This window comes from Curtobacterium sp. PvP017 (assembly GCF_054060195.1).
The window spans coordinates 76,397-95,654 of the sequence record NZ_JBSSCY010000002.1 but is presented as its reverse complement, the minus strand read 5'-3'; the positions used below and the strand labels follow the sequence as shown (position 1 = coordinate 95,654).

General features: G+C 70.6%; 21 protein-coding genes and 3 tRNA genes. 13 read left to right on the top strand and 11 right to left on the bottom strand.

The genetic code is table 11. The features are described 5' to 3' along the window. Positions 1-5 precede the first annotated feature (5 nt). Positions 6-341: a hypothetical protein gene (locus ACVKXF_RS04395; protein WP_396289816.1), complete on the bottom strand. Its 336-nt coding sequence runs from the start codon at positions 339-341 to the stop codon at positions 6-8. Then, positions 338-1,333, bottom strand: coding sequence for an SDR family oxidoreductase (locus tag ACVKXF_RS04390; RefSeq protein ID WP_456794971.1), 996 nt, complete (start codon positions 1,331-1,333; stop codon positions 338-340). The genes ACVKXF_RS04395 and ACVKXF_RS04390 overlap by 4 nt, the downstream gene beginning before the upstream one ends. Positions 1,334-1,431: 98 nt before the next feature. Between ACVKXF_RS04390 and ACVKXF_RS04385 the strand changes: the two genes are divergently transcribed. Next, positions 1,432-2,094: a hypothetical protein gene (locus ACVKXF_RS04385; protein ID WP_456794970.1), complete on the top strand. Its 663-nt coding sequence runs from the start codon at positions 1,432-1,434 to the stop codon at positions 2,092-2,094. Here the strand turns inward: ACVKXF_RS04385 and ACVKXF_RS04380 are convergent. From ACVKXF_RS04380 to ACVKXF_RS04365, 4 genes are read right to left on the bottom strand one after another with little or no spacing between them, the layout of a single operon-like run. Next, on the bottom strand, positions 2,066-2,827 hold the full coding sequence (locus ACVKXF_RS04380) for a YqjF family protein (RefSeq protein ID WP_456794969.1): 762 nt from the start codon (positions 2,825-2,827) through the stop codon (positions 2,066-2,068). The genes ACVKXF_RS04385 and ACVKXF_RS04380 overlap by 29 nt on opposite strands. Beyond that, on the bottom strand, positions 2,824-3,657 hold the full coding sequence (locus ACVKXF_RS04375) for a nitroreductase family protein (RefSeq protein ID WP_456794968.1): 834 nt from the start codon (positions 3,655-3,657) through the stop codon (positions 2,824-2,826). The genes ACVKXF_RS04380 and ACVKXF_RS04375 overlap by 4 nt, the downstream gene beginning before the upstream one ends. Positions 3,658-3,679: 22 nt before the next feature. Beyond that, positions 3,680-4,054 carry a hypothetical protein gene (locus ACVKXF_RS04370; protein WP_456794967.1) on the bottom strand — a complete coding sequence of 125 codons (375 nt, stop codon included), beginning with the start codon at positions 4,052-4,054 and terminating at the stop codon, positions 3,680-3,682. A gap of 10 nt (positions 4,055-4,064) precedes the next feature. Next, complete coding sequence (locus ACVKXF_RS04365; protein WP_111083794.1) at positions 4,065-4,502, bottom strand: Lrp/AsnC family transcriptional regulator; 438 nt, start codon at positions 4,500-4,502, stop codon at positions 4,065-4,067. Positions 4,503-4,748: 246 nt separating this feature from the next. On the opposite strand from ACVKXF_RS04365, the gene ddaH reads away from it, so the two are divergent. Both ddaH and rocD read left to right on the top strand, forming a co-directional pair. Next, positions 4,749-5,651, top strand: a complete 903-nt coding sequence (gene ddaH / locus ACVKXF_RS04360; protein ID WP_456794966.1) for a dimethylargininase — start codon at positions 4,749-4,751, stop codon at positions 5,649-5,651. Continuing rightward, positions 5,651-6,880 (top strand): ornithine--oxo-acid transaminase, encoded by a 1,230-nt coding sequence (gene rocD / locus ACVKXF_RS04355; RefSeq protein ID WP_456794965.1) that lies wholly within the window; start codon positions 5,651-5,653, stop codon positions 6,878-6,880. Before ddaH ends, rocD begins: the two co-directional genes overlap by 1 nt. Before the next feature lie 98 nt (positions 6,881-6,978). On the opposite strand, the gene ACVKXF_RS04350 is transcribed toward rocD, so the two are convergent. After that, positions 6,979-7,971 carry an NAD-dependent epimerase/dehydratase family protein gene (locus tag ACVKXF_RS04350; RefSeq protein ID WP_456794964.1) on the bottom strand — a complete coding sequence of 331 codons (993 nt, stop codon included), beginning with the start codon at positions 7,969-7,971 and terminating at the stop codon, positions 6,979-6,981. 126 nt (positions 7,972-8,097) lie between these two features. Between ACVKXF_RS04350 and ACVKXF_RS04345 the strand changes: the two genes are divergently transcribed. Next, positions 8,098-9,108 (top strand): aldo/keto reductase family protein, encoded by a 1,011-nt coding sequence (locus tag ACVKXF_RS04345; protein ID WP_456794963.1) that lies wholly within the window; start codon positions 8,098-8,100, stop codon positions 9,106-9,108. A gap of 68 nt (positions 9,109-9,176) precedes the next feature. Here ACVKXF_RS04345 and ACVKXF_RS04340 read toward each other — a convergent pair. The 3 genes from ACVKXF_RS04340 to ACVKXF_RS04330 all read right to left on the bottom strand — a co-directional run bounded on the left by ACVKXF_RS04340 (position 9,177) and on the right by ACVKXF_RS04330 (position 9,453). Then, positions 9,177-9,249 (bottom strand) — tRNA-Phe (locus tag ACVKXF_RS04340). Between the two features lies 1 nt (position 9,250). Then, positions 9,251-9,327 (bottom strand) — tRNA-Asp (locus ACVKXF_RS04335). 53 nt (positions 9,328-9,380) lie between these two features. Further along, a tRNA-Glu gene (locus ACVKXF_RS04330) sits at positions 9,381-9,453 on the bottom strand. A 258-nt stretch (positions 9,454-9,711) separates the two neighbouring features. On the opposite strand from ACVKXF_RS04330, the gene ACVKXF_RS04325 reads away from it, so the two are divergent. Both ACVKXF_RS04325 and ACVKXF_RS04320 read left to right on the top strand, forming a co-directional pair. Further along, positions 9,712-10,989, top strand: coding sequence for a M23 family metallopeptidase (locus ACVKXF_RS04325; protein WP_456794962.1), 1,278 nt, complete (start codon positions 9,712-9,714; stop codon positions 10,987-10,989). A gap of 33 nt (positions 10,990-11,022) precedes the next feature. Further along, positions 11,023-12,486 carry an NlpC/P60 family protein gene (locus ACVKXF_RS04320; RefSeq protein WP_456794961.1) on the top strand — a complete coding sequence of 488 codons (1,464 nt, stop codon included), beginning with the start codon at positions 11,023-11,025 and terminating at the stop codon, positions 12,484-12,486. A 185-nt stretch (positions 12,487-12,671) separates the two neighbouring features. Here ACVKXF_RS04320 and ACVKXF_RS04315 read toward each other — a convergent pair whose 3' ends face one another. Next, entirely contained in the window at positions 12,672-13,163 is a 492-nt protein-coding gene (locus ACVKXF_RS04315; protein WP_456794960.1) for an inorganic diphosphatase, read from the bottom strand. A 64-nt stretch (positions 13,164-13,227) separates the two neighbouring features. Here ACVKXF_RS04315 and tilS point away from each other — a divergent pair, with 64 nt between their 5' ends. From tilS to ACVKXF_RS04280, 7 genes are all read left to right on the top strand, one after another. Next, on the top strand, positions 13,228-14,247 hold the full coding sequence (tilS, locus tag ACVKXF_RS04310) for a tRNA lysidine(34) synthetase TilS (RefSeq protein WP_456794959.1): 1,020 nt from the start codon (positions 13,228-13,230) through the stop codon (positions 14,245-14,247). Positions 14,248-14,256: 9 nt separating this feature from the next. Beyond that, positions 14,257-14,808: a hypoxanthine phosphoribosyltransferase gene (gene hpt, locus ACVKXF_RS04305; RefSeq protein ID WP_111086933.1), complete on the top strand. Its 552-nt coding sequence runs from the start codon at positions 14,257-14,259 to the stop codon at positions 14,806-14,808. A 135-nt stretch (positions 14,809-14,943) separates the two neighbouring features. Further along, positions 14,944-16,932 (top strand): ATP-dependent zinc metalloprotease FtsH, encoded by a 1,989-nt coding sequence (gene ftsH / locus ACVKXF_RS04300; RefSeq protein ID WP_123311037.1) that lies wholly within the window; start codon positions 14,944-14,946, stop codon positions 16,930-16,932. Between the two features lie 9 nt (positions 16,933-16,941). After that, positions 16,942-17,808: a dihydropteroate synthase gene (gene folP, locus ACVKXF_RS04295; RefSeq protein WP_456794958.1), complete on the top strand. Its 867-nt coding sequence runs from the start codon at positions 16,942-16,944 to the stop codon at positions 17,806-17,808. Next, a complete protein-coding gene (folB, locus tag ACVKXF_RS04290) occupies positions 17,805-18,194 on the top strand; it encodes a dihydroneopterin aldolase (RefSeq protein WP_222659116.1) in 390 nt (129 codons plus the stop codon). Before folP ends, folB begins: the two co-directional genes overlap by 4 nt. Continuing rightward, complete coding sequence (gene folK, locus ACVKXF_RS04285) at positions 18,191-18,766, top strand: 2-amino-4-hydroxy-6-hydroxymethyldihydropteridine diphosphokinase (RefSeq protein ID WP_123311033.1); 576 nt, start codon at positions 18,191-18,193, stop codon at positions 18,764-18,766. Before folB ends, folK begins: the two co-directional genes overlap by 4 nt. Then, entirely contained in the window at positions 18,763-19,251 is a 489-nt protein-coding gene (locus tag ACVKXF_RS04280; RefSeq protein ID WP_123311031.1) for a DUF3180 domain-containing protein, read from the top strand. Before folK ends, ACVKXF_RS04280 begins: the two co-directional genes overlap by 4 nt. Positions 19,252-19,258 lie beyond the last annotated feature (7 nt).

Below are 19,258 nucleotides of genomic sequence, written 5' to 3'. Positions count from 1 at the left end.
AGGCGTCAGCGGCGACCGCCACGTCCGACGACGGCCACCTCGGCGACGGTGAGTGCCGCGGCGATCCACACCTGCTGCAGGGCGAACCGGCGGCGCTGCGGGTCGAGGGCGAGCGGGACCATCGTCGCGCCGTGTGCCGCGTCGACGAGGGCGCTGAGCGTGTGTGCGTTCCCGGTGCCGGCGCGTGCGACGAGTGCGGCCTGCGCGAGCTGCCGGACGCCGAGCACGCCGTGCAGCACGGCCTGGTCGCGTCGCCGGAACGAGCGGCTCAGATGCCAGAGCCCGAGGACCGCTCGGCCCAGCTCGACCGGCGACGCCCCCGCTCGTGCACGGCGCGTCATCGTCGTCGTCCTGCCACGAGTGCGACGGCTCCGACTGCACCGATCGCCGCCCCGATGATCCCGTTGCCTATCCGCCGGTGCTCCACCCACCAGGTCTGCGGCGACCAGGCGTGTGCCGACTCGTCGAACACGCCGTGCGCGCCGTGGTCGCCCGGCACCGGCTCGTACAGGTTGTCCTGCAGCTCGAGGCCGTCCTTGTCCGGCGCCTGCTGCCCGGAGACGAGCGTCTTGGCGGCGTACCAGTCGGCGAAGCGTCCGCTGATCCGGTTGCCGAGGATCGTGTAGACCGTCGACTCACCGACCCAGGTGCGACGGCGAGGGCGCTCGGCCACGGCGGCGATCGCGCGGGCGCCGACCTCGGGCTGGTAGATCGGGGCGACCGGCTGCGGGTGGTGCGGCAGCTTCGACTTCACCCACCCGAACTGGATCGTGTTCAGCGCGGGCATGTCCACCCGCGAGACCTTCACCTTGCTGCCCTGTTCGAGCAGCTCGGAGACGACGGACTCGGTGAACCCGACGATCGCGTGCTTCGCACCGCAGTACGCGGCCTGCAGCGGGATGCCGCGGAAGCCGAGCGCGGAACCGACCTGGACGACGTGCCCCTGACCGCGGGGCACCATCCGCGAGAGCGCGGCACGGGTGCCGTTGACGAAGCCGAGGTAGGTCACGTTGAGCGCCCGCTCGAAGTCCTCGGGCGCGGTGTCCAGGAACTTGCCGAACACTCCGACCATCACGCCGTTCACCCACAGGTCGATCGGCCCGAGTTCCTGCTCGACGCGGTCCGCCGCGGCCTCGACGGCCGCACGGTCGGACACGTCGGCGACCAGGGCCAGCCCGCGACGTCCGGCGGCCTCGACCTCGGCGACCGCGGCGTCGACGCCCTCCTGCCCGCGGGCGAGGACGGCCACGTCCCACCCCCGTGCGGCGAGCTCCCGGACGGTCGCCCGTCCCAGTCCTGCGGATCCACCGGTCACCACTGCCACTCGAGTCATGGCTCCCTTGTACCTGCGGTCGGCCGTGCACCACTCAGCCGGTGTCCCCCGAAGGTGCCGTACGAACCACGCACGCACCGATCGGACATCATGGCCAGGTGGAGACCCGAGACCCCGACATCGACGGCCCCGCCGAGGAGGCGCCACCTGGTTGGGTGCTCAACACACCGAACCGGCTGTTCGAGGTCTGGACGTACCCGGTGCTCGAGGTGCTCCTCGCCGCCGCACACGTCGCCCTCGGTATCGCGTTCGGGGGCGTGTTCGCGCTCGTCGTCGGCGTTTCCGCTGCGGTCGTGTTCGTGATCGGTTCGATCGCGCTGTTCGTCACGGGCTGGCGCGCGTACGACCAGCAGACTCGCAGCGCGTCGTGGCGCTGCCACGTCACCCGTGTGGTGGTGGCGGTGACCAGCGCGGCCGTCGTCGCGGTGGCGAGCCTGATGGTCGGGACCCCGCTGGGATTGGTGTTCGGCGCGATGGCTGGTGTCCCCATGGCCTTCCGGTTCGCGCGCACCGTCCCACGTGTCGACCACCTCGTCGTCGCATGGGGTTCCGTCTGCGTGGCGGTGACCTGCACCACCCTCGCCGTGATCGGGTTCACCGTCGCCGACCTCCCCGAGTACCGGACCACCGCCTGGGTGTCGGGGTCTTTCTTCGCACTGTTCTCCGCCGTGGTGGCCGTCCACCAGTTCCGGTCTGCTGCCCGAGCACCGCTGGACGGGCCGGAGTCCGGCCTCAGCGTCCCCGACCGAACCGCGTCGTGACCCCCGGCGAGTAGAGCACCGAGTCCGGCTCGAGCTCGGTCAGCCCGAAGGGCAGCCCGGCGGCGCCGACCAGGTCGTCCCGCAGCGACACCACCGAGGCCCGGTGCAACGGCCACGCGTCGTGCTCGTTCGGCCAGAACCGTGTCCGCCCGGCCCGGTGCACGTGCATGCCCCACCGCGCGGTGAGGAACGTCTCGAGCGCACTCGGCTCGGCGAGCTCGTCGCCGACCCGCACGTCGACCAGGGACCGCAGGTGGGTCCCGTGCCGCCGCATCGCGTACCCGACGCGGCCGTCGCCGCTCCGTGACTCGGCGTCCGCCCACCAGTAGGGCAGCCCGGTGGCCACGCGTGCGCCGAGCGTCGGCAGGAGCTTGCCGGCGTCGAGCGACAGGAACACGACGCCGTGCTGGCCCTGTTCGTCGACCGTGTAGACGCGGACGTTCACCTCGACGAAGTCGCCGATGCTCCCGGTCGAGAACGGCGGGAACCGCGTGTCCTCGAACCGGAACGCGATGAGGCCCACCCAGGTGGTCACCCCGTCGTCGGTCCCGTCGAGCGCCATCGTGTCGGGCCGCGTTCCGGCCGGCAGCAGCGGGGCCACCGCCGACACGTCGACGCGCCAGTGCACGAAGACGACGTCGAGCCAGTCCTGCGAGATCCAGGGGCGGCCCGGCAGGCCGGGGGCGACGGCCTGGAGGCCCGGGGTGCTCTGGGTGGGTCGGGTGTCGGTCACGATGTGGTCGCCTCCGGTTCGATGTGGGCTGCGACGGGTGCGTCGTCCCACCCGCGCTGCGGGGTGTCGCAGGTGCCGCGGAACACGTACTGCGAGGGTCGCTTCCGCTCGCTCGAGGTCCAGTCGATGGCCGGACGTCGTCGTTCCGGGGGCAGGTACCCGATCCGGTAGACGGCCATCAGCTCGAGCGACTCGGGCACCCGGAGCAGTCCCTCGATCTCCGCCCAGGCGCCAGGGGTCTCCATCGGGAAGGACACGAACTGGATCCCCAGGCCGAGCTCGGTTGTCGCGAGCCAGATGTTCTCCATCGCCGCGCCCATGCTGAACACCGAGTAGAAGCCGGACAGCTCCTCCTTCCGGTACTCGTGGCGGTCGAGCATCACGCCGAGCAGCAGCGGCGACCCGGCGACGAGCTTCCGGTTCTCCTCACCGAGGCTCTGCGGTACCCGCAGCGTGTTCATGAGCAGCTGCCCGCGCTTCGTGAACACCTGCTTCGTGAACGGCCGGAGCGGCCCGGGCAGCTTGTCGAACAGCATGCCGTCGCGCCGCTCGTCCATCTCGGCCTGCGAGAACCGGAAGTACGGCTTGTACCGCTCGAAGAACGTCCCCTCGGCCATGGTGCGGGTCATCGAGCTGCCGCTGATCGCGGCGACGCGGTCGATCGTGTCGCGCTCCTCGACCAGCACGAAGCGCCACGGCTGGCTGTTCAGCTGCGACGGGGCCCGGCCGGCGAGCTCCATGAGGAGCCGTTGGTGTTCCTCGGACACCGGATCGGGCAGGAACGCCCCGTTCGTGGTCCGGCGGCGTCGGATGGCCTCGAAGAGCTCCACTGCTTCCCCTCGTGTCTCGTCGTCACGGTCGACGCCGCACCAGCAGCGCCCCCAGGTAGGACGGCGCGGCGGCCACCGCGGTCTTCCAGTGTGCTCCGGAGCGCGGGTTCGTGCGTGGCGCGAGTGCGAGGGGGACGAGTGCGGGCAGCAGGAACAGCGCCGAACGGTCACGGGTCCACAGGGGGGTCGTCGCGGCGGCCCCGGTGAGTGTCGCGGTCACGACGAACAGTCCGTGGTGCACGACGCGGAGCTTCTTGGTCCGGATCAGCCGGACGGCGACCGCGGTGCCCCAGAGGCAGTTCGCGACGTAGGCGACGCTCGCAGCGGTGACCAGCCGTCGGGCCGGGCGCGGTCCCGTGGGCGGTGATCCGCGCCTCCAGGTCGTGTTCCGTGCCATCTGCCGGACGTTACGCGGTGTCGCGACTGACCAGCTTGGAGAGCACGATCGCGGACCGCGTGTGGTCCACCTGCGGTGCGAGGCGGACCTTGTCGAGCGCTTCTTCCAGCGCGGACAGGTCCTTCGAGCGCATGTGCACGACGGCGTCGGCGCTCCCCGTGACCGTGCCGGCGTCGATGACCTCCGGCACGGTGTCGAGCAGCGCCCGGAGTTCGTCGGGGGAGACGGTGCCGCGGCAGTACAGCTCGACCCAGGCCTCGGTCCCGCGGTCCTCGACGGCGGGGTCCACCTTGATCGTGAAGCCCTGGATGACACCGTCGCCGACGAGCCGGTCGACACGGCGCTTGACGGCCGATGCCGAGAGTCCGACCACCGACCCGATGTCGCCGTAGCCGGCGCGGGCGTTGTCCCGGAGTTGATCCAGGATGCGGTGGTCGAGCGAATCCATTGCACCCATCGTACGCGGACTTCTTGCGAGGTCGGCAGGTCGGACGCACGAAACGTGCGTCACCCGAACGGGTGCCACGGCGCTTCGCCGCCGGTGCTGCACTTGCCGGACGGTCTGTGTCAGGATCGTCGTGGCGTCGACCTGGTCCGCTACGGCGAGTGAGCCTGCATCTCGCCGGAGCACCTCTCCTTCGTTCCGTTTCGGTTCCTGGCAGGCTCGGGCCCCGGTCCCTTCTCAGGAGGACTGATGTCGAACACCGCACCCTCGACCACCGATGCACCGGCCCGTACCGCCACCAAGCGGACGATCCTGATGTGCAAGCCGGACTTCTACACGGTGAGCTACCGGATCAACCCGTGGATGCACCCGGAGGAGCCGACCGACACGTCGAAGGCCGTCGCCCAGTGGCAGACGCTCGTCGACGTGTACGAGCAGCTCGGCTTCGACATCTCGTACATCGACCCCATCGACGGCCTGCCGGACATGGTCTACGCGGCCAACGGCGGGTTCGTCCTCGACGGCATCGCCTACGGCGCGAAGTTCCAGTACCCCGAGCGCCAGCCCGAGGGCCCGGCGTACATGGACTGGTTCCGTCAGGCCGGCCTGACCGTCGCCGAGCCGGAGCAGACCAACGAGGGCGAGGGCGACTTCCTGCTCATCGGCAACACGATCTACGCCGGCACGGGCTTCCGGTCGGACAGCACCTCGCACGACGAGCTCGCGACGATCTACGGCCGCGAGGTCGTCACCCTCAAGCTCATCAACCCGAGCTTCTACCACCTCGACACCGCCATCGCCGTGCTCGACCCCGAGCCCGCCGTCGACGGGACGAGCAACATCGCGTACCTCGAGAGCGCCTTCGACGAGCCCTCGCTGGCGATCCTGCGCGAGCGCTTCCCGGACGCGATCATCGCCACGGAAGAGGACGCCGCGATCCTCGGCCTGAACTCCTACTCCGACGGGTACAACGTCGTGATCGCCGCCCGGGCTGTTCGGTTCGCCGAGCAGCTGAAGGAGAAGGGCTACAACCCGATCGGCGTCGACCTGTCCGAGCTCCTGCTCGGCGGTGGCGGCGTGAAGTGCTGCACGCTCGACCTGCACCCGGTCGGCACCGGCACCTCGGTCGCGCGTTCGCTCGGGGTCAGCTGATGGCGGCGGCAGCGTCGCTCGGGGTCAACACCGCGGCGGCGCTCGCCGTCGAGGACCGCGCCCTCGCGCACAACTACAGCCCGCTGCCCGTCGTCATCGCGTCGGGCTCCGGAGCGACCGTCACCGACGTCGACGGCAAGCAGTACCTGGACGGTCTCGCCGCGTACTCCGCGGTGAACTTCGGCCACGGCAACCCCCGGCTGCTCGACGCTGCGCGGGCGCAGCTCGACCGGGTCACGCTGACGAGCCGGGCGTTCGTGAACGACCAGCTCGGGCCGTTCGCCACGGCACTGGCGGCGTTGACGGAGACCGAGATGGTCCTGCCGATGAACACCGGTGCCGAGGCCGTCGAGTCCGCGATCAAGGTGTCCCGCGCCTGGGGCTACCGGGTGAAGGGCGTCCCCGCGGACCGCGCGACCATCATCGTGGCGTCCGGCAACTTCCACGGCCGCACCACCACGATCATCTCGTTCTCGGACGACCCCTCCGCCCACGACGACTTCGGGCCGTTCACGCCCGGCTTCCGCACCGTGCCGTACGGCGATGCCGACGCCCTGCGCGCGGCGATGGACGAGACCGTCGTCGCCGTCCTGCTCGAGCCGATCCAGGGCGAGGGCGGCGTGGTCATCCCGCCGGCCTCGTACCTGCCTTCCGTCCGGCAGGTCTGCGACGAGTTCGGTGCGCTGTTCGTCGCCGACGAGATCCAGTCCGGGCTCGGCCGCACCGGTCACACCCTCGCCGTGCAGCGCGTCGGGGTCCGCCCCGACCTCATCACGCTCGGCAAGGCCCTCGGCGGCGGTATCGTCCCCGTGTCCGCGGTCGTCGGCTCGGCGTCCGTCCTCGGGGTGCTGCGTCCCGGTGAGCACGGTTCGACCTTCGGCGGCAACCCGCTCGCCGCTGCCGTCGGGGCCGAGGTCGTCGCGATGCTCGGCGAGGGCACGTTCCAGCAGCGCGCCCTCGACGGCGAACCGTTGCTGCGCGGACTGCTCGACGACCTGCTCGGTTCCGGGGTCGTTGCGCACCGCGTCGCCGGACTCTGGGCAGGGATCGACATCGACCCCTCGCTCGGCACCGGCAAGGAGATCTCGAAGGACCTGGCCGACCGTGGGCTCCTCGTGAAGGACACCCACGGGTCGACGATCCGCTTCGCCCCGCCCCTGGTCGTCACCGACGACGAGCTGCGTACGGCGATCGGGACGCTGGCGGACGTCCTGGCTGCGCGCGCCTGACGGGTTCGCTCCACGAGCTCGCTCGCGCGCTCGCTTCGTGAGCGGAAATGGTCGGGTCGCCACACGGCACCCGACCATTTCTGCTCACCAAGTGCGGCTCACACAGCCCAGCGCGCCGCCAGCTCGTCCATCAGGCCGTCCAGCCGCTCATCCACGACCTGCTCCTCGGGGTGCGCCTCGTACCAGGCGATGACCTCGCGGACCCCCTGCCGGTAGGGCGTGCGCGGTCGGTACCACGGCACGAGCGACCGGACCTTGCTGTTGTCGAACACCGAGCTGTTCGCCTTGTCGCCGAGCAGCGCCGCGCCCCACTCGGGGTCGACGGCGTTGATCGCGTCCGCCGGCACGTGCACGATCCGCAGGTCGTCGACGCCCGCCGCTGCCGCGATCTCGTGCGCGATGGCGTTCCACGTCGGCGCCTCATCGCTCGTGATCGTGAATGCCTCACCGATCGCCTCGGCACGGTCGAGGAGCCCCGTGAACCCGACCGCGAAGTCGCGGCTGTGCGTCAGGGTCCAGAGCGAGCTGCCGTCCCCGGTGATGATGATCGGCTTGCCGGCTCGCATCCGCGCCACGGCGGTCCACCCACCGGTCAGTGGCAGCTTCGTCTCGTCGTAGGTGTGCGACGGCCGCACGATCGTCACCGGGAAGTCCTGCTCCCGGTACGCCGCCATCAGCAGGTCCTCGCAGGCGATCTTGTCCCGCGAGTACTGCCAGTACGGGTTCTTGAGCGGCGTCGACTCCGTGATCGGCAGGTGCGTCGCCGGCGTCTGGTACGCCGAGGCCGAGCTGATGAACACGTACTGCCGCGTCCGTCCGGCGAAGAAGTCGATGTCGGCCTGCACCTGGTCCGGCGTGAAGGCGATCCAGTTCACGACGACGTCGAAGTGGCGGTCGCCGAGTGCGTCCGCAAGGGCGCTGCGGTCCGACACATCGGCCTGGAGGCGCGTCACACCCTCCGGGATCGGCCTGCCCCCGGTGGTCCCCCGGTTGAGCACGGTGACGTCGAACCCCTGCTCGACGGCTTCCCGGACGCAGGCGGCGCTGATCACGCCACTCCCGCCGATGAACAACACGCTCGCTCCGGTCATGGATGCTCCCTCGCTCTCTGCGGCGCAGCGTCGCGCCGTCGTCCCATGTGATCCTGCACCGTCCGAGCCGACTACCGTCACGGTTCGGGTCGCACCGACGCGCCCCACGACAGGAGTGACACGCACATGGAGTACCGCTACCTCGGCAACTCGGGCCTCAAGGTCTCCGAGATCACCTACGGCAACTGGCTCACCCACGCATCCCAGGTCGAGAACGACGCGGCGATCGCCTGCGTCAAGGCCGCCCTCGAGGTCGGCATCTCGACGTTCGACACCGCCGACGTCTACGCCAACACCGGCGCGGAGACGGTCCTCGGTGAAGCACTCAAGGGGGAGCGGCGCCAGTCCCTCGAGATCGCCACGAAGGTCTTCGGGCCGACCGGTCCGAAGGGCCACAACGACACCGGGCTGTCCCGCAAGCACATCCTCGAGTCGATCGACGGCTCGCTGCAGCGGCTGCAGACGGACTACGTCGACCTGTACCAGGCGCACCGCTACGACCACGAGACCCCGCTCGAAGAGACGATGCAGGCCTTCGCGGACATCGTGCGCCAGGGCAAGGTCCTGTACGTCGGCGTCAGCGAGTGGACCGCAGACCAGCTGCGTGCGGGTGCTGCGCTCGCGAAGGACCTCGGCTTCCAGCTCATCTCGAACCAGCCGCAGTACTCGGCGCTGTGGCGGGTCATCGAGGGCGAGGTCGTCCCCACCTCGAAGGAACTCGGCATCTCGCAGATCGTCTGGTCCCCGATCGCCCAGGGTGTGCTCACCGGCAAGTACAAGCCGGGTCAGCCGCTGCCCGAGGGCTCCCGCGCGACCGATGACAAGGGCGGCGCGGACATGATCAAGCGGTTCATGCGCGACGAGGTGCTGTCCTCGGTGCAGGAGCTCGAGCCGATCGCGAAGGAGCTCGACCTGTCGATGGCGCAGCTCGCCGTCGCCTGGGTGCTGCAGAACGAGAACGTCGCGAGTGCGATCATCGGGGCGTCGCGTCCGGAGCAGGTGCACGACAACGCGGGTGCTGCCGGCGTCACGATCCCGGCGGAGCTGCTCAGTCGGATCGACGATGCCCTCGGTTCCGTGGTCGAACGCGACCCGGCGAAGACGAACGACAGCAGCCCGAAGACCCGCGAGGCCTAGCGCCGCCCCGGGCCAGACGGCTCAGACAACGGAAAAGGCCCCCTGCCGAAGCAGGGGGCCTTCACCGGTGGCTGGACACGGCATCGATCCGTGGACCTTTCGATTTTCAGTCGAACGCTCTACCAACTGAGCTATCCAGCCGTGGCGACCCTGACGGGACTTGAACCCGCGACCTCCGCCGTGACAGGGCGGCACGCTAACCAGCTGCGCTACAGGGCCATGTTGAATTGCTGTGGTGTTGCTCAGTACTACTTGCTCGCTCACTCGGAGAGTGACCCCAACGGGATTCGAACCCGTGCTGCCGCCGTGAAAGGGCGGTGTCCTAGGCCACTAAACGATAGGGCCGCAAGTGGTGCTTCGCGCTACCGATGGACAAGCATACGGATGCCCCGGGGGGTTCGCAAATCGGGCCCCGTTCCCGCGGAATCCCCGGCGTGTCGCGCCTGTCCGGCACCGGGTGTCGAGGTTGCGGTGCGAGCATCGTCGTCGGCTCCGCGCCCCTCGTCCGAGGGGCTGCGGGGCTGCGACACCTGTTGTTACTGTTGCGTCTGTTAACAGTGTTACGTGCGTGAGCCTTGCCGCGCTGTTACGAAATCGAGATACATGTCGACCTCACCTTCGCTCTCCCTCCGCAACCGCAGCCGCCTCGTCGCCGCCGCGGTCGCCGTCGCGCTCGCGGGCAGCACCCTCGCGGTCCTCGCCCCGGCGACGTCGGCCAGCGCCGCGAGCTACCCGAGCTGGTCCGAGGTGCAGAAGGCCAAGTCCTCGACGAGTGCCCAGCAGGCGAAGGTCACCGAGATCAAGTCGCTCATCTCGACGCTGAAGACGGAGGCTGCTGCCAAGCAGAAGGCCGCGCAGGCCGCCGGCGAGGCCTACCAGGCCGCACAGAACAAGTACGACGAGGCAACGCTCGAGCAGAAGACGCTCCAGTCCCAGGCGGACGACGCCGAACAGACCGCCGCCCAGTCCGAGGAGCAGGCCGGCCAGCTCGCCGCGCAGCTCGGTCGCGCCAGCGCCAACGACGTGACGACCGACATCCTCACGCACCCCTCGGACTCCGGTGACCTGCTCTACGAGCTCGGCGCCATGTCGAAGCTCAGCGAGCAGGCCGACGGCATCTACTCGCAGGCGTCGCAGGACCGCGGCACCGCCCAGGCGCAGGCCGACAAGGCGGACAAGGCAAAGGCGGCCCTGGGCGACCTCGCCGACGCGGCCCAGTCGAAGATGCAGCAGGCCCAGGGTGCTGCCGACGCGGCACAGACGGCGGTGGACGCCCAGAACGACAACGAGTCGCGGCTCGAGGCCCAGCTGACCGCCCTCACCACGAAGCAGCGCGGGGTCGAGGCCGACTACCGCAAGGGCGTCGCCGCCGAGAAGGCACGACAGGCGCGCATCGCCGCGGCTGCGGCCAAGGCAGCCGCGAAGGCCGCGGCGACGAGCCAGGGCGGCACCGGCGGCGGGACGGCCAACTCGGCCGGGTGGGTCCGGCCGGCCGGCGGCTTCCAGACGAGCGGCTACGGCATCCGCGTCGACCCGTACACGCACTACACGGCACTGCACGCCGGGGTCGACCTCGCTCCCGCCTGCTACGCCCCGATCTACGCCGCCCACGACGGCACCGTGACCTTCGCGGGCAACGGCGGCGGGTACGGCAACGAGGTCATCCTGGACAACGGCGGCGGCATCTCGACGGCCTACGGGCACATCGTCGACGGCGGGATCATGGTTGCGAACGGCCAGCACGTCTCCGCCGGGCAGCAGATCGCCAAGATCGGTTCGACCGGCTGGTCGACCGGGTGTCACCTCCACTTCGAGACCCGGGTCAACGGTGCTGCCGTCGACCCGGTCCCCTTCATGGCAGCGCGGGGGATCTCGGTATGAGCATCAGCGCAGCCGGGATGCGTTGACCCCGCCATGATCCTGTCCGCTCGCTCGTTCTCCTGCGGGATCGCCACCGTCGCCGTGCTCGGCATCGGGCTGTCGGTCGTCGTCGCGGGACCCGCCCAGGCCGCGCCGTCGGCGCCGTCCTGGGACGACGTCAAGGCCGCGAAGTCGGATGCCGCCGACGCGCAGCAGACGGTGGACGAGCTGAGCGACCGGCTGACCGCGCTGCAGGACGCCGCGGACCGCGCAGGCATCGTCGAGCAGCAGGCCGGGCAGGCGTACGCCCTCGCCGCATCGCAGCAGCAGGAGGCGAAGGACACCCTCGCCGACCTGTCCGCGCAGTCGAAGCGCGCGAAGGACAAGGCGGACGACTCCGCTGGTCAGGTGGCCGCGCTCGTGGTCGAGCTGTCCCGCACGGGCGGCGGCGACCTGTCGACGACGATGCTCACGGACGCGTCCGACTCCGGGGACCTGCTCTACCGCGTCGGCACGATGTCGCACCTGTCCGAGCGATCGGCGACGATCCTCGCGCAGGCCCGCTCCGACCAGAAGACGGTGGACTCGCTCGCCGACCAGCAGGCCGTCGCCACGACGGCGCTGAGCAAGGCGACCGAGGCGACGAAGACCGCCTTCGCCACCGCCAACGACGTCTCGGCCGACGCCCAGGCCCGGGTGCAGAAGCAGCAGGGCCAGCAGGACCAGGTTCTCCGCCAGCTCGCGTACCTCAAGGGCACGAGTGTCGCGACGGAGAGCGCCTACTGGAGTGCGCAGCAGGCCAAGGCGGCGGAGACCGCCCTGGCGGCCCAGACGAGCGGCGGCAACAGCAGCAGCAGCACCAACAACAGCAGCGGCAGCGGCAGCACCACCAACAACAACAACGGCGGCGGCACCAACAGCGGCACGAACCCGAGCACCGGCTCCGGTACGAGCCCGAGTACCGGCGGCGGCACGACCACCCCGTCGCGTCCGAGCACCCCGTCGAAGCCGAGCACGCCGGCCGCACCCGCACCCGCACCCGCGCCCGCCAAGCCGAGCACGCCCACCCCCTCGAAGCCGAGCACCCCCGCGCCCACCACCCCGGCGCCCGCCCCGAGCAGCCCCTCGAAGGCCGCCGGTGCGATCTCCTACGCCCGCGGGCAGCTCGGCAAGCCCTACGTCCTCGGCGGCGCCGGCCCGAACACCTGGGACTGCTCCGGCCTCGTCATGATGGCGTACAGCTCGCAGGGCATCGCGACCGGCGGGCACAACGTCGTCTGGCAGTACAACTACTTCGGATCGATCGGCCGTCTCGTGCCGCTCTCGCAGCGCCAGCCCGGCGACATCCTCTTCTACTCGTCGAACGGAACCGCGTCAGGCGGTTACCATGACTCGATCTACACCGGCAACGGGATGATGGTCGAAGCGGCCCGACCGGGTGTCGGCGTGGTCGAGCGGGCGGTCTGGACGCCGAGCCAGCTCCTGCCCTACGTCGCCCGCCCGAGCGGCTCCCTGTAGCCCGCGCCCGGTCGTTCCCAGAACGGCTGCGGTAGCAAGCGAGATCGGGCATACCTGCCCGGATCAAAAGGCCAGGTACGCCCGATCCCACCAGGTACCCCCCCGACCCCGCCCGGCAAAGCAACCACGCAACAGAACGGCGCCCGCCCTCCGATGGAGAGCGGGCGCCGTTCGCGTGCGGAGCGTCAGTGACCAGCGGGCACGTACGCGGCCTGGCCAGCCTGCACGATGGCCTCGGCCTCGGCGGCGTCGCCCCAGCCCTCGGCCTTGACCCACTTGTTCGGCTCGAGGTCCTTGTAGCGCTCGAAGAAGTGCGCGATCTCGGCCTTCGTCTGCTCGTCGACGTCCGAGATGTCCTGGATGTGCGTCCAGCGCGGGTCCTTCGCGGGGACCACGAGGACCTTCTCGTCCTTGCCGGCCTCGTCGCTCATCTTGAAGACGCCGACCGGGCGCACCTTGACGCCCACGCCGGGGAACGTCGGGAACTCGAGGAGCAGCAGCGCGTCCACGGGGTCGCCGTCGTCGGCCAGGGTCCTCTCGAAGAAGCCGTAGTCGGTCGGGTAGACGAACGACGTGAACAGCACGCGGTCGAGGTAGACGCGACCGGTCTCGTGGTCCACCTCGTACTTGTTGCGGCTGCCCTTGGGGATCTCGACGACGACGTCGTACGCGGCCATGTCTGCACTCCTGGTGTGTCGGTGGGGCTGTCGGTGGTCCCGAGAGCGCGGCTAACGTTACCGGGTGAACTCTCCGCGTCCCCGGCTGGACCCTGCCGTCGCCGAGACCCGCCTGGCGGTCCGCGACCTGCTCGCCACCGCGCTCGACGACGGGGTCGTCGCCGCGGGCGACCTCGTCCTGGTCGCGCTGAGCGGCGGACCGGACTCGCTCGCGCTCGCCGCGGCCACCGCGTTCGAGGCGGGCAAGCAGGGGCTCCGAGCCGGGGCAGTGGTCGTCGACCACGCGCTCCAGGCGGGCTCCGAGGCGGTCGCGAGCCGCGCCTCCCGGCAGGCATCCGAGCTGGGACTCGACCCGGTGACGGTCCGCAGGGTCACGGTCGGCTCCGACGGTGGTCCGGAGGGCGCCGCCCGGGAGGCCCGTCACGCGTCGATCGCGGACGTCGCGTCCGCCACCGGGTCGCGTCTCGTGCTGCTGGGGCACACCCTGGACGACCAGGCCGAGACGGTGCTCCTGGGCCTGCTGCGCGGCAGCGGGCCGGACAGCCTGTCGGGCATGCTGCCGCTCGCGCGGCGGGAGCCGGGGCCGGCGTACGGCCGCCCGCTGCTCGCGGTGCGCCGGCACACGACGCGGCAGGCCTGTGCCGCAGCCGGGCTGGCGCCGTGGCACGACCCGCAGAACGACGACGGCACCTTCGCCCGGGTGCGCGTGCGGAACGCGCTCATGCCGGTTCTCGAGCGTGAGCTCGGTGCCGGGGTACCAGAAGCGCTGGCGCGGACGGCCGACCAGCTCCGAGAGGACTCGGCGGCACTCGACCACTTCGCCGAGGAGATCGCAGAGGACATCGCCGAGCACACCGAGGCCGGCATCTCGCTGTCGGTGCGGGCACTCGCGGCGAACCCGCCCGCCCTCCGGCAGCGGCTCGTGCGCCTGGCGGTCGAGAGCGAGTTCGGGGTGACGCTGTCACGGGTGCAGACGCTCGAGGTCTGCCGGCTCGTCACCGAATGGAGCGGACAGGGACCGATCGACCTGCCGGGCGTCCGGGCGTCGCGATCCGGTGACCGCCTGTCGTTCAGTGCCGGTTAGGCTGGACCGGTGGAACTCTCCGACGTCCAGGCAGACCTGTCCGAAGTCCTCTTCACCCCCGAGCAGATCGACGACAAGCTCGCCGAACTCGCGGCGGTCGTCGACGCCGACTACGCGGGTCGCGACCCCCTGCTCGTCGGTGTCCTGAAGGGTGCCGTCATGGTGATGGCGGACTTCTCGCGCCACCTGAAGATGCAGGCGCGCATGGACTGGATGGCGGTGTCGTCGTACGGCTCCGGCACGAAGTCGTCCGGTGTGGTGCGGATCCTCAAGGACCTCGACACCGACCTGCACGGGCGCGACGTCCTCATCGTCGAGGACATCATCGACTCTGGTCTGACGCTGTCGTGGCTCAAGCAGAACCTGCAGTCCCGCGGTGCCGCGAGCGTCGAGATCGTCGCCCTGCTGCGCAAGCCCGAGGCCGCCAAGGTCGAGGTCGACGTCAAGTACGTGGGCTTCGACATCCCGGACGAGTTCGTGGTCGGCTACGGCCTGGACTACGACGAGCGCTACCGCAACCTGCGCGGCGTGGGCGTCCTGGCGCCCCACGTGTACTCGTAACCCGTCCAGGGGGCACGTGCCTCGGGTCGAGTTCGCCCGCAGAGGACACCCATTCTCGCCACAGAATCGCGGCCGTATGCTGACCTGCACGCAACTTCGGCAGAGAAAGGTGTCGGGCACTCGCGCCCGGATCACATGAACTTCAAGCGCATCTTCCGCGGCCCGTACCTCTACGTGCTGATCGCGCTGGCGGGCATCTTCATCGGCTGGAGTGTCATCAGCCAGGGCAGCACGACCGAGGTCAGCACCCAGAAGGGCCTCGAGCAGCTCGCCGACAGCAAGGTCTCGTCCGCGATCGTCAACTCCACCGAGCAGCGGGTCGACCTGACGCTCCGTGACGGCGACAAGCAGGAGCAGTTCTACTACTCCACGCCCCGCGGCGAAGAGGTCATCCAGGCCGTCAACGACGCCAACCTGCCGAAGGGCTACGACGACCGTGTGCAGCAGGGCAACTGGTTCCTGTCGCTCCTCGGTGTCCTGCTCCCCTTCCTGATCATCGGTGCCCTGTTCTGGTTCCTGCTCTCGAGCGCCCAGGGCGGCGGCTCGAAGGTCATGCAGTTCGGCAAGTCGAAGGCCAAGATCAACAACAAGGAGAACCCGCAGGTGTCGTTCGCCGACGTCGCGGGCTCCGACGAGGCGATCGAGGAACTCCACGAGATCAAGGAGTTCCTGAAGGAGCCGGCGAAGTTCCAGGCCGTCGGCGCCAAGATCCCGAAGGGCGTGCTGCTGTACGGCCCTCCCGGCACCGGCAAGACCCTGCTCGCCCGCGCCGTCGCCGGCGAGGCAGGCGTGCCGTTCTACTCGATCTCCGGTTCGGACTTCGTCGAGATGTTCGTCGGTGTCGGTGCGAGCCGTGTCCGTGACCTCTTCGAGCAGGCGAAGGCGAACTCGCCGGCCATCGTCTTCATCGACGAGATCGACGCGGTCGGACGCCACCGCGGTGCCGGCATCGGCGGCGGCAACGACGAGCGCGAGCAGACGCTCAACCAGCTGCTCGTCGAGATGGACGGCTTCGACGGCAAGACGAACGTCATCCTCATCGCCGCGACGAACCGTCCCGACGTGCTCGACCCCGCGCTCCTGCGTCCGGGCCGCTTCGACCGTCAGATCGGTGTCGACGCTCCGGGCATGGCCGGCCGCAAGCAGATCCTCGAGGTGCACGCGAAGGGCAAGCCGCTCGCCGCGAGCGTCGACCTCGAGCTGCTCGCCCGCAAGACGCCGGGCTTCACCGGTGCCGACCTGGCGAACGTCCTGAACGAGGCCGCGCTGCTGACCGCCCGGTCGAACGCGCAGCTCATCGACAACCGCGCGCTGGACGAGGCCGTCGACCGCGTGATGGCGGGCCCGCAGCGCCGGACCCGGATCATGTCCGACCAGGAGCGCCTGATCACCGCGTACCACGAGGGCGGCCACGCCCTGGCGGCTGCGGCGATGCGGCACACCGACCCGGTCACGAAGATCACGATCCTGCCGCGCGGCCGTGCCCTCGGCTACACGATGGTGCTCCCGCTCGAGGACAAGTACTCGGTCACCCGCAACGAGCTGCTCGACCAGCTCACCTACGCCATGGGTGGTCGCGTCGCCGAGGAGATCGTGTTCCACGACCCCACCACCGGCGCCTCGAACGACATCGAGAAGGCCACCGGCACCGCGCGCAAGATGGTCACCGAGTACGGCATGAGCCAGGCCGTCGGGTCCGTCAAGCTCGGGTCCGGGTCGAGCGAGCCGTTCGTCGGCCGCGACATGAGCGGCGGGACCGGTCGCGACTACTCGGAGAACATCGCCCAGACCGTCGACGCCGAGACCCGTGCGCTGCTCGAGGCCGCGCACAACGAGGCCTACCAGGTGCTCAACGACAACCGCGACATCCTCGACCGCCTGGCCGGCGAGCTCCTCGAGAAGGAGACGCTCGACGCCCCGGAGCTCGTGGAGATCTTCAAGGACGTCCGCAAGCTGCCGGAGCGCCCGCAGTGGCTCTCCAGCGACAAGCGTCCGGTGAGCAACCTGCCCGCGATCGACGTGCCCGGGCAGGCCGCCGCCACCGCAGCGGACCAGTCGGACAGCGAGTCGACCTCGAAGCCCCGTCGTCGCCCCTTCGGCAACCCGGGTATCGCCCCGGCGTAGGGGGCCGGCATGACCGACCTGCCGACGAGACGCGCTCGTCGGCTCGACACCCGCGGCGGTCCCACACGGGACCGCACGCGGGTGTTGGGCATCCTCAACGTGACGCCGGACTCGTTCAGCGACGGCGGGCTGCACCAGGCCTACGACGCCGCCGTGCAGCACGCGCGTGACCTCGTCGCCGCGGGTGCCGACATCATCGACGTCGGTGGGGAGTCGACCCGGCCGGGCTCGGAGCGCGTGCCGGTGCCGGTCGAGCAGGAGCGCGTCCTGCCGGTCGTGCGGCAGCTCGTCGCCGAGGGCATCCCGGTGAGCGTCGACACGATGAACGCCTCGACCGCCGAACGGGCCGTCGAACTCGGCGCCGCGATCGTCAACGACGTGTCCGGCGGCCTGGCCGACCCGGACATGGCCCGCGTGGTCGCGTCGACCGGGGCCGGCTTCGTGGTCATGCACTGGCGCGGCCACAGCGACCGGATGTACCGGAACGCCGAGTACGTGCACGCCGTCGACGAGGTCCGGCGCGAGGTCGAGATGCGGGTCGCCGAGCTCATCGTCCTCGGCGTGCGACAGGAACAGGTCGTCATCGACCCGGGCCTCGGCTTCGCCAAGCAGGGCGTGCAGAACTGGGAGATCCTGGCCGGGTACGAGCGGTTCGCCTCGATCGGCCTGCCCGTGCTCGTCGCCGCATCACGCAAGCGGTTCCTGGACGGCGTCGGCAGCCCCGAGGGCGCCCCGCCGAAGGACCGCGACCTCGCCACCGCCGCCATCAGCCTGCTCGCCGCCGAACGCGGCGCGTGGGGGGTGCGCGTGCACGACCCGGCACCGACCCGTGCCGTGCTCGACGTCTGGGACGCCTGGAGGGCAGCTCGCTCGTGAACGACACCATCCGCCTCGTCGGGGTCCGCGCGCGCGGCCACCACGGGGTCTTCGACCACGAACGCGCCGACGGTCAGGACTTCGTCGTCGACGTCGCCGTGGAACTCGACGCCCGCGCGGCTTCGGGCAGCGACGACCTCGACGCCACCGTGCACTACGGCGTGCTCGCCGAGCAGGTCGTCGCCGAGATCGAGCGCGACCCGGTGGACCTCATCGAGACCCTCGCCGAACGCATCGCGGCCGCTGTGCTGACCCACCGTGCGGCCCTGGCGACCGAGGTCACCGTGCACAAGCCGCAGGCGCCGATCACCGTGCCGTTCACCGACGTCTCGATCACCATCCGCCGTGCCCGCGGGGCGACCGTGCCGGACGAGGGAGCAGCGTGAGCCGCGTCGTCGTCGCGCTCGGCGCCAACCTCGGCGACCGGGGGAGCACCCTCCGCGCCGCTGCCCGCGCGGTCGCCGCGCTGCCCGGCGTGCACCCGGTGGCCTCGAGCCACGAGGTCGAGTCCGTCGCCGTCACGCTGGACGGCCGCGACGACACCAAGCCGCGGTACCGCAACGCCGTCGTCGTCGTCGACACCGACCTCGAGCCGCAGGCGTTCCTCGACGCCCTGCACGGCATCGAGGACGAGCACGGCCGGACCCGTGACGTCCGCTGGGGCGACCGGACCCTCGACCTCGACGTCGTCGCCGTCGACGACCTGCGCATCGACACCGCCACGCTCACCGTTCCGCACCCCCGTGCCGCCGAGCGGGCCTTCGTGCTCGCACCGTGGCTCGACGCCGACCCCGCGGCCGTCCTGCCCGGCGTCGGCCCGGTGGCCGACCTGCTCGCCGCCGTGGGGGACGACACCGAGCGCGTCGACGAGCCGCGCCTGTTCGCGGACGTGCGCCGGGCCTCCCGGACGACCGCGGTCCCCGCGACCTCCACGGAAGGGAACGTGACCAGCGCGTGAAGCCGACCCGTCTCTCCACCCTGTTCAGCATCGCCGTCGTGACCGCGGTGGCGGGCTTCGCGTTCGACGCGGTGCTGGCGTCGCGCCAGTCGCCGACGCTGCTGCTCGCCGTACCGCTCGGCATCACGCTCGCGTTCATCGGGGTCGCCGTCGTGCTCATGGCGCGTCCCGTCCGCCGGCACGCCCGCGACGGCGCCGGGCGGCAGCGCCCGGTCGACCCGCTCTACGCCACCCGCGTCGTGGTCCTCGCGAAGGCCTCGAGCATCTGCGGCGCCCTGTTCGGCGGCTTCGCGATCGGGCTGGTCGTGTACCTCCTCACCCGCTCGGTGACGCCTTCGCTAGGCTCGACCCTGCCGAACGTGGTCGCCGTCGGGGGCGGGATCGTGCTGACGGTCTGCGCACTCGTGGCAGAGCGCATGTGCATCGCACCCCCTGGTGACGACGACGAGCCGGGCGACCCCCGCAACGGCACGACGGCGAACTGACCCGAGC

Excerpts from the sequence above, each read along its gene's own strand:
- folP (WP_456794958.1), top strand. The coding sequence starts at position 16,942 with ATGACCGACCTGCCGACGAGACGCGCTCGTCGGCTCGACACCCGCGGC.
- ACVKXF_RS04370 (WP_456794967.1), bottom strand. The coding sequence starts at position 4,054 with ATGGCACGGAACACGACCTGGAGGCGCGGATCACCGCCCACGGGACCG.
- ACVKXF_RS04325 (WP_456794962.1), top strand. The coding sequence starts at position 9,712 with ATGTCGACCTCACCTTCGCTCTCCCTCCGCAACCGCAGCCGCCTCGTC.
- ACVKXF_RS04390 (WP_456794971.1), bottom strand. The coding sequence starts at position 1,333 with ATGACTCGAGTGGCAGTGGTGACCGGTGGATCCGCAGGACTGGGACGG.
- ACVKXF_RS04345 (WP_456794963.1), top strand. The coding sequence starts at position 8,098 with ATGGAGTACCGCTACCTCGGCAACTCGGGCCTCAAGGTCTCCGAGATC.
- rocD (WP_456794965.1), top strand. The coding sequence starts at position 5,651 with ATGGCGGCGGCAGCGTCGCTCGGGGTCAACACCGCGGCGGCGCTCGCC.
- ddaH (WP_456794966.1), top strand. The coding sequence starts at position 4,749 with ATGTCGAACACCGCACCCTCGACCACCGATGCACCGGCCCGTACCGCC.
- ftsH (WP_123311037.1), top strand. The coding sequence starts at position 14,944 with ATGAACTTCAAGCGCATCTTCCGCGGCCCGTACCTCTACGTGCTGATC.
- ACVKXF_RS04365 (WP_111083794.1), bottom strand. The coding sequence starts at position 4,502 with ATGGATTCGCTCGACCACCGCATCCTGGATCAACTCCGGGACAACGCC.
- ACVKXF_RS04395 (WP_396289816.1), bottom strand. The coding sequence starts at position 341 with ATGACGCGCCGTGCACGAGCGGGGGCGTCGCCGGTCGAGCTGGGCCGA.
- ACVKXF_RS04315 (WP_456794960.1), bottom strand. The coding sequence starts at position 13,163 with ATGGCCGCGTACGACGTCGTCGTCGAGATCCCCAAGGGCAGCCGCAAC.
- ACVKXF_RS04350 (WP_456794964.1), bottom strand. The coding sequence starts at position 7,971 with ATGACCGGAGCGAGCGTGTTGTTCATCGGCGGGAGTGGCGTGATCAGC.
- ACVKXF_RS04320 (WP_456794961.1), top strand. The coding sequence starts at position 11,023 with ATGATCCTGTCCGCTCGCTCGTTCTCCTGCGGGATCGCCACCGTCGCC.